Raw genomic sequence first — 14,343 nt, 5'->3', positions numbered from 1 at the left:
GGTGAGCGGCCGCTCCGCTTCGCTCCGTACCGCTCACGACGCCGCGTCCTCAGCAATCATCGCCTCGAGGTGCTCGGTCAGCGCGGCCACGGTCGGCCGCTCGAACAGGGCGGCGACCGGCACGTCGAGGTCGGTGGCGGCGCGAATCCGGCCGACGACGCGGATCGCGTGCAGGGAGTGGCCGCCGGCGGCGAAGAAGTCGTCGTGGACGCCGATCCGGTCGCGGCCGAGCACCTCGGCGAAGACGCCGGCGACCAGCTCCTCGCCGTCAGTGCGGGGCGGCGTGTACTGCGTGGCGATGTCGGGCGCACCGGGGTCCGGCAGCGCCGCGACGTCGACCTTGCCGTTGGCGGTCAGGGGCGGCGCGTCGAGCACGACGAACGCCTCCGGCACCAGGTACGTGGGCAGTGCCGCGGCGAGATCACGGCGTACCACCGCGGCTGTGTCCTTCGCCCCGTCCTCGGCGGGGATCAGATAGGCGACGAGCCGGGGCTCGCCGTCGACGGCGCGGGGCACCACGACCGCCCAGCGGACCAGCGGGTGGGCCTGCAGGCGGGCCTCGGCCTCGCCCGGCTCCACGCGGAAGCCGCGGATCTTGAGCTGGTTGTCGGTCCGCCCGAGGAACTCCAGCTCGCCGTCCGGGCCGAGCCGCACCCGGTCGCCGGTCCGGTACATCCGGGTGCCGGGCGGGCCGAACGGGTCCGGCAGGAACCGCTGCGCCGTCGCCCCCGGGCGGCCGAGGTAGCCGCGGGCGAGCCCGGCGCCGGCCAGGTACAGCTCGCCGGGCATGCCGCCGGGGACGGGCCGGAGGCGTTCGTCGAGCACGTAGGCGGCGGTCTCGGCGATCGGGCGCCCGATCGGCGGGCGGCGGCGGGCGTCGGCGGCGCCGAGGCGCGCTGCGGTGGCGATGACGGTCGCCTCGGTCGGGCCGTAGGTGTTGAGCAGCGTCACCCGGTCGCCGAACCGCGCCCGCCACGCCGCGACCGCGTGCGGCTGCGCCTGGTCGGCGCCGATGATGACGAGGCGCAGCCGGTCCGGCCACGGCAGTGCGGTGCCGAGCGCGACGAGCTCGTGCCAGTAGGGCGTCGGCAGGTCGAGGACGGTCAGCGCGGCGCCGGCGGGGGTGGCGAGGAAGTCGGGCAGGGCAGCGCTGTCGCCGGGCGCCATGACGAGGGTCGCGCCGGCGGCCAGGGCCGGGTACACCTCCTCGGCGTGGGTGTCGAAGGTGGCGGCGGCGAACTGCAGCACCCGGTCGGCGGGCGAGAGCCCGTAGGCGCCGGTCATCCATCGCACCCGCGCGGCGAGCGCGGCGTGCGGCACGGCGACACCCTTGGGTGTGCCGGTCGAGCCGGACGTGAAGATGACGTAGGCGAGGTCGCCCGGCTCGAGGTCGGCCGGCGGGACCGCCTCGATGCCGTCCGGGGTCACGTCCGCGTCGGTGACGACGTGGCGGACCCCGGCCGCTTGGCACACCTCGTCCCGGCGGGCCGCCGGGTCGGCCGGGTTCAGGGGCAGGTAGGCGGCGCCGGCCCGCCACACGCCGAGCAGCGCGGTGACGAGCCCGGCGCCGCGGCCGAGGCACACGGCGACGACGTCGCCGCGGGCGACGCCGCGCTCGCGCAGCACCGCGGCGAGCCCGGCGGAGGCGCGGTCCAGCTCGGCATAGGTCAGCGTCGCGTCGCCGGCGTCGACCGCCACGGCGTCCGGGTCGGCGGCCACGCGATCGGCGAACATCTCGAGGACCGTGGCACCGGCCGGGCCGGGCCCGGTCGGCAGGTCGCAGGGGCGGACGGGCTCGGCCGGGAACAGCGGCGCCGACGGGTCGGCCCCGACGGCGGCGGCGAGGGCCCGGAACCGTTCCGCCAGGTCTTCGAGGGCCTCGGTGTTGTGCTCGCCGGCCGGGCCGCGGAAGGTCAGCGCGGCGCCGCCGTCGGGGGTCGGGACCGCCTCCACCGCGAGGTCGAGGGTGTCCGTGCCGACCTCGTGGTGCCACACCTCGGCGTCGATCCCCGGCCAGGCGCCGAGGTCCTCGGCGTGGCGGTGCACGGCGAGCGTGACGCGGAAGAACGGGCGCACAACTGCCGTCCGGTCCCGCAGCCGGGCCACGACGTGCTGGAACGGTGCGCCGTTGGCGATCGCGCCGGTGACGGCGCGCCGCACGCGGCCGGCGGCCTCGGCGAAGGCGTCCGCGCCGGCGAGGTCGGTGCGCAGCGCGAGGGGGTTGAGGAAGCAGCCGACGAGCGGTTCGAGCTCGGCGCGCTCGCGAGCGGAGTAGACGGTGCCGACGGTGACGTCGGGCTCGCCGGCGAGCCGGGCCAGTACGACGTCGAGGGCGGTGAGCAGCGCGACGAACGGCGTGGTCCCGGGCCCGCCGGCGGCGCGGAGCCGGTCGAGCCCGCCCGCCGGCAGGGTGGTGCGGACGCTGGCGGTGCCGGCGGTCCCGTGCGTCATGGATGGTCCGACGAGGGGGCGGGGCTCGGCGAGGATCCGTTCCCAGTACTCGAGCCGCCGGTGCAGTGCTTCGCCGCTCATCCGGGCGGTCGACCAGGCTGCGTAGTCGCGGTAGCGGACGGCCGGCGCGGGCGGGTCCCAGGCCCGGCCGGCGAGCGCGGCGGCGTAGGCGGCGGCGAGGTCGCGACGCACGATGGCAACGGACTGCTCGTCGAGGGCAACGTGGTCGCCGGCGAAGAGCAGCGCGTGGTCGTCCTCGTCGAGGCGGATCAGGGTCAGCGCGCACAGCGGCCCGGTCGCGAGGTCGAAGCGCTCGGCGGCGGCCTCGGCGGTCAGCGCGGCGGCCCGCTCCGGGTTCCCGGCCGCATCCAGGACGCGTAGTGGCGCGAGGCCGGTGGTCGGAAGCACCCTCTGGCTCGGCCCGGCGTCGATGACCGTGCGCAGCGCCTCGTGGTGCGCGACGACGGCGGCGAACGCGGCGCCCATCGCGCCCGCGTCCAGGGTGCCCCACAGCCGCAGGCCGAAGGTCGCGTTCGGCATGACCGCGTCGCCGGCGTCGAGCTGGCGCAGCAGCCACAGCCGCTCCTGCTCGAACGAGCAGCCGTTGAACGGCTGCTCGTTGACGGGAAACGCGGACGCCGAACGGCGCGCCAATAAGACGGCAAGCGCCGCCCGCCGCTGCGCCGGCAGCGCAGCCGTGAGCGTCGAAACGTCGGTCATCGTCAAGCCCCCCGCGAAATGGGCGTACACGATCCACGGACGCCAATCGGCCCCATCGCCGCTTGGGAATTCCAGAAGTGGGCAGCACCCAGCTGAGAGCGCTCTCTCGACTACCGACGACGGTAGTCAGCGCTCCGTTCGGGTGTCAACCGTCCGGTCGTACTTTGACCACCGGCCGTCACGGCGGCGATAGTGATCCGTCATGACCACGGCGATCCTGCTGACCCACGGCACCGGCGGTGACGTGAACCCCTTCGTCGCGATCGGCCGAGAACTGCGCCGACAGGGGCACGACGTCGTGCTCCTGACCCACGCACCGTACGCGGCGGCCGCCCGCGACGCAGGTCTGCGATTCGAGCCGATCGACACCGGTGAATCACATGAGCGGCACGAACTTCGCACCCCGCAGCTGCTGCAGGCGCGCGGACCTGCGGCGCTCGGCGACTTCTACCGGCAGGGCGGGCTCATTGATCAAATTCGCCGCGAGGTCGACCTGCTGCGTAAGTTTCATCGCCCCGGCGAAACGGTCCTGGTCGGCCGGCACACGTCGGCGCTGTCGACCCTGATCGCCGCCGAATCGACCGGAGCGCCGTGCGCCTGGGTCGCCCTGTCGCCGACGCAGATACGCACGACGAAAGCCGCCTTGGTCAATGTCCGAAACGGCCTGGGCGGCGAGCTCGACGGGATCCGCGCCGCGGCCGGGCTGGCCCCGATGGCGCACTGGGCGGGCTGGTTCGAGCTGCCGGACCTGATCGTCGGGGCGTGGCCGCGCTGGTTCGACGAGGCCGGCGAGCGCTCGCCGGCGCGGGTCCGCCTGACCGGCTTCATCCGCTCCGACGCCGATGTGCCGGACGTTGCGGACCTGCCGGCGTTCGCGCCCGGTGCGCCGCGACCGATCCTCGTGACCGGCGGGACGGGGCGCATGCACGACCGCTTCTACGCCCTCGCCGTCGAGGCGGCGGCGCGGCTCGACCGGCCGACGCTCGTCGTGGCGCCGGACCGCGCGATGCTGCCCGGCCCGCTCCCGCCCGGCGCGCACTGGGTGCCCCGCCTGCCGTTCCCGGCCGCCTTCCCGCGGGCCGGCGTGGTGCTGCACCACGGCGGCATCGGCACCGCGGCGACCGCCCTGGCCGCGGGCGCGCCGCAGGTGGTGCTCGCCGACGGGTCCGACCGCCCGGACAACGCCGCCCGGCTCGCCGCGCACGGCCTGGCCCGCTGGGCCGACGCCGCCGACTGCACGCCCGAGCGCCTCGCCGCCCTCCTCGAGGCCGCCCTGGCCGACACGGGGCACGCGACCCGATACGCCGAGGTCCGCGACCCGTCGGCCGAGCCCGCCGAGCGCGTCGCGGCAGCCCTCGTCGCCGGGCTCGCGGGTACCGTGGTCACCGGCACCCGGGCCGCCCGGATGCGCCTGGCCGCGCTCACCCCGGCCCAGCGCGCCCAGCTCCTGGCCCGACGAGCGAACGGGGCGGCGTAGGGCACATGCGGATCGCGTACCTGCTCGTGCACAGCCCTCTCGTCGGCCCGGCATCCTGGGCCGCGGTCGCCGGGGAGCTGCGGGCCACCGGCGCGACGGTCGCGGTGCCGTCGCTCACGGGCATCGGCGACGGCGGACCCCCGTTCTGGCCGCGCGTCACCGAGGCCGTCGCCGCCGCCGTCGGCGAGCTGCCGCCCGAGCAGCCGTTCGCGGTCGTCGTGCACAGCAGCGCCGGCCGCTTCGTGCCGGTGATCGTGCGGGACCTGCTCGAACGCACGCGCGACGTGGTCGGGGTCGTGTTCGTGGAGGCGGCACTGCCGGCCCGAGACGGCCCGACCAGCCAGGCGACGCCGGAGCGGCTCGCGCAGCTGCGCGGCACGGCCGAGGCCGGGCTGCTGCCGCGCTGGACGGACTGGTGGAACGACGCGGACGGCGTCGCACGCCTGTTCCCCGACGAGGCGACCCAGCGGGCCGTGACGGACGAGCAGCCGCGCCTGCCGCTGAGCTACTACGAGCACCCGGTGCCCAACCCGCCCGGCTGGGAGCCGTTGACGCGCGGCTACATCCAGTTCAGCCCGGCGTACGAGCGGGTCGCCGCCGACGCCGCCGAGCGCGGCTGGTACACCGTGCGCCTCGACGGCGGCCATTTCCACCAGACCGTCGACCCGACGACCGTGGCCGACGCGATCGCCCACCTCGTCTCCCTGTAGTCCTCGAGCAGGTCGAGGAAGCCGGCCCGCTGCTATCGTCGGCCGCGTGCCCGGTGAGCGTCGCGCGACCGCCATCCGCACGATCGCCATGGTCGTCGCGCTGCTGGTCGGCGGCTGGCTCGTGGTGAGCGGCCCGCCCCGGCCCGGCCGCTCGGCGCCGGCTCAGCTCGTCCTGCGTCAAGCGTGGCCGGGCGCCGCCGTCTCGGACACGCCGGGGTCGCTGCCCGACGGCGCGCCGTTCGTGCCCGCGCTCTACCTCGACGCGACCACCTCCGTCGGCGTCGCGCCGACCCCGGACGGCACCGCGCAGCGGGTCGTCCTGCGCGCCGGGGACCGCGTCCGGGAGCTGCAGCGGGTCGAACAGGCCCGCTTCCCGCGCTTCGCCGGCTTCACCCGCGCCGGCGACGACCTCGTCTGGGCCGAGTCGACGGCCACCGCGACCCAGCCCCTCACCCATCGGCTGTGGCGCGCCTCGCGGGCCGGGGATGCGGCAGCGGTACCCCTCACCGCCGACACCGGCGACGCCGAGCTGCTCGGCGCCGAGCACGACCTGGTCGTCCACGACGGCCGGGTGTACTGGGCGGCGACCGCCCCGGACGGCACCGACACGCAGGTGCGCTCGGTCGCGGTGTCCGGCGGCCCGGTGACCGTCACGCCGGTCGACGGCGCGTACGAGCTCTCGGCGTGGCCGTGGCTGCAGACCGCGACCAACGTCCGGCAGGGCGGCGGCCGCCAGGAGCTGCGCAACCTCGACACCGGGCAACGCATCACGATCGTGCGCTCCCCGGCCGAGACCGTCGACTGCGGGCCGGCCTGGTGCCGCTCGATCGTGAGCGCCGGCACCGGCGGGGACACCGGCTACGACGTGCTGCGACCGGACGGCACCGGCCGCCGCCGCGTCGGGGGAGTGGGCACCTTCCCGGCCGTGCCCGAGGTCGCCCTGCTGGACCGGTTCGAGGCGGTGACCCAGGCGGGCACCCGCGACGCGTTCGACGCGTCCCGGCGGCTGGCGCTGGTCGACCTCACGACGGGCCGCCTCGTCACCGTGGCCGACGGCGTCGACCAGGTCATGGCCCGCGACCACACGCTGTGGTGGTCGACCGGCGCCCGCCCGGCCGCGGCGTGGCACAGCCTGGACCTGTCCACCCTGGCGCCCTGAACGGGCCAACGGCGTGCCGCCGGCGCGGTAGCCAGTGCCCTGGTGGCCTTGATCGGCCTAGCGATCAGCTCGCGCGGGCGCGCGGGACGGCGAGGAGGTCGTCGTTGACGTGGAACGCCGCGTCGCGTGCGTTCAACCAGGCACGGACCGGGTGGTTGAACCTGACCCGCGGACTCGGCTACGACGACCTCGTGGAGGCCTCTTGCCCGGGCAAGGTTCCCGCGCTCGTCGCTGCGGACGTTGCGGCCTGGCACGCTCGGGAGGGCAACGACCAGCACATCGATGTCCGCGTGTGGGCGGACCTGCCGCTACCGTGGGACGTGGTCCTTGGCGATGACGACTGCCCCGCCGGGCTGGTGCGGCGGGCCTGTGAGCGGCATGGCGTAGATCCTGAGCGGTCCGGATGGACGCAGCCGTACCGGCAGGACCGCACCGAGCTGCCTGAGCCCGCACCCGATCTGGTCCACGGCGTGGTCGTCGCGTCGCCGTTGCTCGCCGCCGTGATGCGGGACGCCGGTGTCTTCTCCGGTCAGGCCTGAATGAGGTTGCGGACTGCGCCGAGATCGGAGAAGGTGGGCCTGACGCGGCGGTAGCTCAGAGAGCCGGAGGAGGCTCCGGCCAGGCAGAGCGGGTGGCTCACGACCTTCCACCCCGTCCCCGTTTCGACCACGGGTCGCCGCGCTGCTGCTCAAGGCACCCGGTGCATGCACCGGGTGCCTTGAGCTCATCGACATGGACACGTCGCGTCCTTTCGACCGAGGTGCACGCTCAGGCCGCCGATCGAGCGCGCTGGGCCTCGTTAGTCGTGACAGTCGGCGGCCGGTTGCGGCACGGGCCGACTTCCGCGCATGCCGCAGGTCGCGCGGTGCGCCATATCCACAGAAGCGGGCGTGTCGTCCAACACCGTGAACGTTCGTGGTCAGCGCATTAGGTGAGGGTGGCAAGGTCGAGCAGGTGCCAGGTCATCGTCTCGTTGTCGCCGGTGGCCCACCACAACCAGGTCCCGGCCAGGCCCTCGGCGGTGGCCACGGCGATGCCGACCCGCCGGCCGGCGGCCAGGTCGTAGACGCTCAGCCGCTCGCTGGTCGTGGCCGCCTGCGTGGAGATCGGCGCGCTGAGGAACTCGAAGCGGTCCAGCGCCGCGACGTCGACGAACAGCGGCACCTCGCCGTCGGCGTTGATCCGCGGCGTCTGGCCGGTGCCGTCGGTGCGGCGCAGTGTCACGACCGAGCCCTGCTGGGTCGAGATCACGGTCCGGCACCAGGTCGCGCCGCAGTACACGTCCTGGCCGGGCGGCTCCGTGAACGTCCTGCGCTGCCCGGTCACGAGGTCGAGCTGGGCAACAGGCTGGCCGCCGATGCCGTCGTCGGTGGCCCACGGCCAGCCCGCGAGGTGATAGGTGCCCTCCAAGGGGCGCACGTCGACGGTACCCCCGGTCAGCGCGACCGACCGCACGTCGGTGGTCGGCACCGTGGTGCCGCGGGTGGCGGTCCACCAGATGCGGCCGTTCGCGACCTGCAGGTCGTGCATGCCGCCGGTGAAGGTGGCGTGCCCGGTGTCGGTGGTGAGGACGGCGGCGCGCCCGGCGGCGTCGGCGCGGTGCAGCGTGCCGCGGCTGCTGCCCTGGTCGTCGGCGACGCTCGACATCCAGTACACCTGCCCGGCGTCGACGGCGACGGCGTCGACCGAGCCGCCGCCGGCGATCGGGATCGTCTCCAGGCGCTTCGGGTTCGCCGGATCGGCCGGGTCGAGCAGGGCTAGCGTCGCGGTGTCGGGGTTCGCGTCGGCGATCTGGATCACGACGGTGTGCGGGTCGAGCACGGCCGCCGGTGTGAAGGTGGTGCCGTCGGGCAGCGTCGCCGGTACGTCGACGGTGCGCGCGCCCGGCCAGGCGCTCGCGAGCGTGTCGGCCGCGGGGGCCCGCACCGCCGGCGGGGCGCCCGGCGTCGGCAGCGCCAGCAGCACGGCGACCGCCGCGGTGGCGGCCGCGGCGGCGAGGCGGATGCGTGCCGGCGCCCTCATGTCTCGTACGGCTGCTTCGGCGCCGGGATCGCGTGCGCGGAGCCGACGGCGACGTAGGGGATCGGCTCGCCGTCGATCGGGTCGGGGTCGGTCCGGGGCGTGTACGTGCCGGTGACCTCCAGCCACGTGTCCGCGGCGGTCCCGGGCGGGACGTCGCCGGCGAGGCCGACCTTGACCGGACGGGCGTCGGCGGCGCAGCACGTGATGATCATTCTGGTGAGGTACCGCCGGTCGCCGTCGATGACGATGAACCCGGACATCGTGACGTTGCGCCCCTGCAGGGTGCGGCCCTCGTCGAAGACGGACCGGGCGGCGTACTCGAGCAGCGACACCCGGACCGGGTCCCCGTCGGGCAGGGGCGGGAAGTCGGACGTGCCCGCGGCGGCCAGGGCGGTCCCGCCGTGCGAGGCGGCGTAGGAGCCCAGCGCGGGCGGCGCGACCAGCAGCAGCACCAGGGCCGGCGCGACGACCAGCCAGGACGGCTCGAACCGGCCGTGCTCGTGCCCGTGCTCCTCGTGGCCCGTGCGCGCCGCGGTGCCGAACAGGCGGGCGAGGTTGACCGCGGCGACGAGGACGAGGACGGCGCCCGCGACGATGAGGTACCACTGCAGGCCCGGCTTGACGTAGCGCACGTAGGTGCCGGTCCACGCGGTGCGGATGAGCGCGCCGCCGATCAGCAGCAGCACCACGGACTGGACCCCGCCCCGGCCCGTCACAGCAGCACGCCGCCGGTCAGCACGGCCAGGGCGACGCCGACCGCGAACGTCGCCGGGGCGAAGCGGACGGCGAAGCGGCGGCCGAACGTGCCCGCCTGCATGGCGAACAGCTTCAGGTCGACCATCGGCCCGACGACGAGGAACGCCAGCCGCGCGGTGAGTGAGAACTGCGACAACGACGCGGCGACGAACGCGTCGGCCTCGGAGCAGATCGACAGCAGCACCGCCAGGCCCGCGAGGGCGACGACGGCGACGGCGGGATGCTCGGCGACCGTGTGCAGCCAGCGCTGGGGTACCAGCACGTTGAGGCACGCGGCCGCGGCGGCGCCGATGACGAGGAAGCCGGCGGCATCGGCGGCGTCCTGGCGTACCGCCGCGAAATATGCCGAAGCCCGGCTCCCGTCGACCGCGGCGCGCCTCGGCGTGCGCAGCCATTCGTCGCGCCCCAGCCGCAGCCAGAGCCACCCCATCGCGAGGCTGGTGGCCAGGCTCGCGACCAGCCGGGCGAGCACCATCGCCGGCCGGCCCGGGAACGCGACCGCGGTCGCCGCCAGCACCACCGGGTTGATCGCCGGCGCGGCGAGCAGGAAGGCGAGGGCCGCGGCCGGTGTGACGCCGCGGCGCATGAGTGCGCCCGCGACCGGCACGGACGCGCACTCGCAGCCCGGCAGCGCGAGCCCGGCGACCCCGGCCACCGGCACGGCGAGGGCCGGCCGGGACGGCAGCGCGCGGGCGAAGAACCGCTCCGGCACCAGCGTTGCGATCGCCGCGGACAGCAGCGTGCCGAGCACCACGAACGGCATCGCCTGCACGACGATCGCGACGAACACGGTCACCCACTCCTGGGCCCGCGGCGATCCGAACGCGCCACCGACCCACCCGCGGGCGACGACCGCCGCGACCAGCAGCACGGCGAGCAGCTCGAGCCCGCGGCCTCGCGTCCGGGTGTCTTCCATCGCGCACAGGTTAGGTGCTCACACCGCCCGGCCGCGACTGAAAGCATTGCAATATAAGCATCTCCGCATGCCGTCCGCCATGATTGGGTATGCCCCCTGCGCGGTGCACCGTTGGATGTGTCGCTGGTCGTGTCGGCCGCGACGGTCCGCCTGAAGCGCACCCGCGCCGGTGACGTCACCGCGGTCCGCGAGGTGGAACCGGCGGCCGGCGCGGGCCGGTTGAGGCTCGCGCGGCGTTGCGCCATCGTGTTCGGACGGTCGCGGCGACATTGTCCGGCTAACAAGCGGGGCGCGCGCTCGCCGCGCTACTCCTCATCGTCGCAGGTGGTCCGGGTCGGCACGGCCGGCCGGAAGGGGCTAGATTCACCCTTCGTGACCAGTGACGGCGGGGGTGGCAGTCGGCTGCGCATAGGCAGCTGGCTCCCTGAGCCCGCCATCCGTCCTGCGCGCAGCGTCACCGTCGCGCCACCGGCCGCGCCTGACCCGGTCGACGTCGAGGTCGAGGACGACGACGGGAATGCGACGCCCGCGCCGCCGGACCACCGGCGCGAGGGCGGCGGCGGTCATCGTCGGCTCTGGGTGGCCGCGGGCGGGCTGGTGCTGTGCGCGGCGATTGCGGCGACGGTCGCCACGTGCTCGGCGCCGTCCGGCAACCGCGGCATCGCGGGCCAGGAGGCGGTCATCGCTCCCGGTAGCGAGCCGGCCACCGTCGAGGAGTCCGCCGACGGCGGCGAGGCCCACCTCGACCGGCGTGCGTCCCCGACGCCGTCGCGCGCGTCCACCCGACCGGCGTTCCAGCCGATCGGCCTGGAGGCGGAGACCGCCTCGGCCGAGCTGGGCGGGCCGGCCGAGATCGTCGCCTACGCCGGTGCGTCGGGCGGACGGATCGTGCAGAATCTCGGCCGCCAGGGGCCGGGTGCCAAGCGCAACGGCACCCTCACCTTCGCGGATGTCGCCGTGCCCAGCGACGGGACGTACACGCTCACGCTGTACCTGGTGAACAGCGGCACCGGCGGCTCGGGCACGGCCGTGGTCACCGTGGCCGGCGGCGGATCGGTCAGCGTCACGGCGACCGGGGGCGCCGACTGCTGCGTCCGGACCGCGGTGGCGATCAATCTCAAGAAGGGTCCGAACAGCGTGACGTTCGGCAACCCGGACGGTCGCGCGCCGTCTCTCGATCGAATCGTGATCAGCGCGCCTTGATGTAAACGGAGGTACGAACGTGCCGGGTGTCGGACGGACAACAGCGGTGTGCGCCGTGATCGCGGCGGCTCTGCTGGCCGTGGCGGCCTGCGGGGGCGGCAACAACGACAGTGCCGGTCAGGCGGGGCCTGCCGAATCCACCAGCGTGGCGCCGGAGCCGGTGGCCGCGCTCGCGCAGGCCGAGCCCGGGCCCTCGGCCAGCCGCAGCGCAGCGCCGTCGCACCGCCCGACCACGACCAAGTCGCCGGTCGTGCCGTCGCGCGATCCGGCCAAGGTGTCCCAGTCGCTGCCCCCGGCGCCGCATCCGCCCGCCGCGCCGCCGAGCTCGCCGGCGCCGGGCGCGAAGTGCCCGACCTACACCGGCCCGAAGGCGCCCGCGGCCGACGTGCGCGCCGCCCTGGACGCGGCCGCTGCCAAGCAGTTCTGGCCGACGAGCGCGCCGTCGATCAGGGTGCCGTCGAGGCTGCTGTACGGGGTGGCGTGGCAGGAGAGCGGCTGGCAGTCGACGATCGTCGCGTGTGACGGCGGGGTCGGGACCATGCAGATCATGCCGGCCACGGCGACCTGGATGAACAACAGGTTCGGCAGCTCGTACGACCTGAACACCCTGACCGGCAACGTCATGATCGGCGGGGAGTACCTGGCCTGGCTCGTCAAGTACTTCGGCGACGCCTACTACCAGGCCAGCTACGACCTGAGCGTCCCGGCGCCGGCCGGCGGCGTGTCGCTGCTGGACAGCATCGTGGCGGCCTACAACTACGGGCCCGGCGCGATCGACCCGACGAAGGGCCGGGCCGGCATCCCGAACTGGAACTACGTCGACAACGTCGAGGCGTTGATGAACAACTGTCCCTGCCTGAACTAGCGGAACGGGGCCGGGCCGGTGCTGGCCCGCAGCGAGATCGGCGGGGCGTGCAGGACGTGGCGCGGCGGCGCCTCGGGAGTGGCGATGCGCTCCAGGAGGAGCCGTACGGCCTGGTCGCCCATCTCGAGCGCCGGCACGTCGGCCGCGGTCAGCGGCGGGCGGAAGTCCTCGGCCCAGTGGCGCCCCGCGACGCCGGCGATGGAGAAGTCGCGGGGCACGGCGAGGCCGGCGTGTTGCAGCGCGCGCTGGATGCCGGGCAGTGCGGCCTCGTTGATGGTCACGATCCCGGTGACGTCGGCGTGGGCGTCGAGCAGGCGCTCGACGCACGCCTCGCCGCCCGCCGCTTCGTCGGGGCAGCAGATGTCCACGCCGGTCAGGCCGCGCTCGGCGACCGCGGCGCCGAACCCGGCTAGGGCGCGGTGGCCGGGGCCGTATCCGGCGGCGACGAGCTCGGCGGAGCGGTTGACGAACGCCAGGTGCCGGTGGCCGAGGTCGGCCAGGTGGTGCACGCACCGGGCGATGAGCGTGGCGTAGTCGACGTCGATCCACCACACGTCGCCGGCGTCGGCGGTGTGGCCGATCGTGACGAACGGCAGGCCGGCCTGCCGGAGCCGGGTGACGCGGTCGTCCTCGAGACGGATCTCCATGAGGATGACGCCGTCGACCCGCCGGCCGGTGATGACGCGTTCGAAGGACCGCTCGTGGTCGCCGCCGGAGGGGGAGAGCAGCACGTCCAGGTCGGCGTGCGCGGCGGCCTCCACGACGCTGGCGACGAAGCCGAGCTGCATGTCGGTCAGTCGCTGGCTCGCCGGCGGGATGACCAGGCCGAGCGTGCGGGTGCGGCCCTCCTTCAGTGCGCGCGCCGCGGCGTTGGGGCGGTAGTCGAGCTCCTCGATGACCGCGAGCACGCGCCGGCGGATCTCGTCGGACACGGTCCGCTTGCCGCTGATGACGTAGGACACCGTGCTGCGGGCCACGCCTGCGCGCTTGGCGATCTCGCCGATGTTCATGACCCTCCAGCGAATCGGTTCGCGCCGAGCCTAGGCCGCTTGCGGACGAGCTGTCAACGAGGGCTTGACCCGGCGGTGTCGCCGTGCCTATCGTCCCTGCGAACCGATTCGCGAACCGATTCGCGACACACCCCCGTTCACCCCGACTGCCAAAAGGGGCTTCTCGTGCGTACCAAGCTGCGTGCTTCCCTGTTAGCGCTCACCCTGCTCGGTGGGCTGGCCGCCTGCTCGACCTCCGGCGGCGACACCGGGTCCGGCTCCGCCGCCGGTGGCACCTACACGATCTGGGACCCGTACCCGCAGTACGACGACGCGTCGGCCTGGGTCCAGCTGCTCGGCAAATGCGGCACCGACGCCGGCGTGGCCGTCAAGCGCACCGGCTACGACACCAGCGACCTGACGAACAAGGCCCTGCTGGCCGCGCAGCAGGGCAACTCGCCGGACGTGCTCATCGTCGACAACCCGGTCGTCTCGACGCTGGCCGAGGCGGGCGTGCTGACCACGACCGACGACAACAAGCTCGACATCTCGGCCATCGCCCCGAACCTCGTCGCGGCCGGCCAGACCGGCGGCAAGACCTACGGCATCCCGATCGGAGCCAACACCCTCGCGCTGTACTACAACAAGGCCGTCCTGACCGCCGCCGGCGTCGACCCGGCCGCCGTCAAGGACTGGGCGTCGCTGACCGCGGCCCTGGGCAAGGTCAAGGCGGCCGGCAAGAAGGGCATCACCTTCTCGGCCATCGGCACCGAGGAGGGCAGCTTCCAGTTCCTGCCGTGGTACTGGGGCTCCGGCGCCGGCCTGCGCAAGCTCGACTCGCCCGAAGCGGTGTCGGCACTGAGCCTGTGGAACGACTGGCTGAAGAACGGCTACGCGCCGAACTCGGTCATCAACAACACCCAGACCACCAGCTGGCAGGAGTTCGCGACCGGCCAGTTCGCGTTCGCCGAGAACGGCACCTGGCAGCTGGGCAACGCCAAGAAGGCCGGCTTCGAGTACGGCATCATCCCGATCCCGTCGAAGACCGGCGGCACCGCGCCCGCCCCGACCGGCG

Annotated in this window: 12 protein-coding genes; 7 read left to right on the top strand and 5 right to left on the bottom strand. The window is 74.6% G+C overall.

The annotated features are described in order from the left end of the window. Positions 1–33: 33 nt before the first annotated feature. Positions 34–3,171, bottom strand: coding sequence for a non-ribosomal peptide synthetase (locus ABD901_RS44620; protein WP_345137421.1), 3,138 nt, complete (start codon positions 3,169–3,171; stop codon positions 34–36). 202 nt (positions 3,172–3,373) lie between these two features. Between ABD901_RS44620 and ABD901_RS44615 the strand changes: the two genes are divergently transcribed. The 4 genes from ABD901_RS44615 to ABD901_RS44600 all read left to right on the top strand — a co-directional run bounded on the left by ABD901_RS44615 (position 3,374) and on the right by ABD901_RS44600 (position 7,056). Then, entirely contained in the window at positions 3,374–4,648 is a 1,275-nt protein-coding gene (locus ABD901_RS44615; RefSeq protein ID WP_345137420.1) for a glycosyltransferase, read from the top strand. 5 nt (positions 4,649–4,653) lie between these two features. Then, complete coding sequence (locus tag ABD901_RS44610; protein WP_345137417.1) at positions 4,654–5,358, top strand: alpha/beta hydrolase; 705 nt, start codon at positions 4,654–4,656, stop codon at positions 5,356–5,358. A 46-nt stretch (positions 5,359–5,404) separates the two neighbouring features. Continuing rightward, complete coding sequence (locus tag ABD901_RS44605; protein ID WP_345137415.1) at positions 5,405–6,517, top strand: hypothetical protein; 1,113 nt, start codon at positions 5,405–5,407, stop codon at positions 6,515–6,517. 104 nt (positions 6,518–6,621) lie between these two features. Continuing rightward, positions 6,622–7,056: a hypothetical protein gene (locus ABD901_RS44600; RefSeq protein WP_345137413.1), complete on the top strand. Its 435-nt coding sequence runs from the start codon at positions 6,622–6,624 to the stop codon at positions 7,054–7,056. 388 nt (positions 7,057–7,444) lie between these two features. Here the strand turns inward: ABD901_RS44600 and ABD901_RS44595 are convergent, their stop codons facing one another. Genes ABD901_RS44595 through ABD901_RS44585 form a run of 3 tightly spaced genes read right to left on the bottom strand, consistent with a single transcriptional unit; the run spans position 7,445 to position 10,211 of the window. Further along, positions 7,445–8,539: a hypothetical protein gene (locus ABD901_RS44595; protein ID WP_345137411.1), complete on the bottom strand. Its 1,095-nt coding sequence runs from the start codon at positions 8,537–8,539 to the stop codon at positions 7,445–7,447. Then, on the bottom strand, positions 8,536–9,228 hold the full coding sequence (locus ABD901_RS44590) for a TIGR03943 family putative permease subunit (RefSeq protein WP_345137409.1): 693 nt from the start codon (positions 9,226–9,228) through the stop codon (positions 8,536–8,538). Before ABD901_RS44590 ends, ABD901_RS44595 begins: the two co-directional genes overlap by 4 nt. 23 nt (positions 9,229–9,251) lie before the next feature. Then, the gene (locus tag ABD901_RS44585) at positions 9,252–10,211 is read right to left on the bottom strand and encodes a permease (protein ID WP_345137407.1); all 960 of its coding nucleotides are present in this window, start codon (positions 10,209–10,211) and stop codon (positions 9,252–9,254) included. Between the two features lie 372 nt (positions 10,212–10,583). Here ABD901_RS44585 and ABD901_RS44580 point away from each other — a divergent pair, with 372 nt between their 5' ends. Together ABD901_RS44580 and ABD901_RS44575 are read left to right on the top strand one after the other, a co-directional pair. Further along, positions 10,584–11,414, top strand: coding sequence for a carbohydrate-binding protein (locus tag ABD901_RS44580; RefSeq protein ID WP_345137406.1), 831 nt, complete (start codon positions 10,584–10,586; stop codon positions 11,412–11,414). 55 nt (positions 11,415–11,469) lie between these two features. Further along, positions 11,470–12,279 (top strand): transglycosylase SLT domain-containing protein, encoded by an 810-nt coding sequence (locus ABD901_RS44575; protein ID WP_345137404.1) that lies wholly within the window; start codon positions 11,470–11,472, stop codon positions 12,277–12,279. On the opposite strand, the gene ABD901_RS44570 is transcribed toward ABD901_RS44575, so the two are convergent. Continuing rightward, complete coding sequence (locus ABD901_RS44570) at positions 12,276–13,289, bottom strand: LacI family DNA-binding transcriptional regulator (protein WP_345137403.1); 1,014 nt, start codon at positions 13,287–13,289, stop codon at positions 12,276–12,278. The genes ABD901_RS44575 and ABD901_RS44570 overlap by 4 nt on opposite strands. Positions 13,290–13,454: 165 nt before the next feature. Between ABD901_RS44570 and ABD901_RS44565 the strand changes: the two genes are divergently transcribed. Further along, positions 13,455–14,343, top strand: an 889-nt coding sequence (locus ABD901_RS44565) for a sugar ABC transporter substrate-binding protein (RefSeq protein ID WP_345137401.1), incomplete at its 3' end; no start/stop codon positions are given.

The organism is Dactylosporangium darangshiense, assembly GCF_039537565.1.
GTDB classification, from domain to species: Bacteria; Actinomycetota; Actinomycetes; order Mycobacteriales; family Micromonosporaceae; genus Dactylosporangium; species Dactylosporangium darangshiense.
The sequence above is the reverse complement of the archived record's forward strand: the minus strand, read 5'-3'. Positions and strand labels throughout refer to the sequence as shown.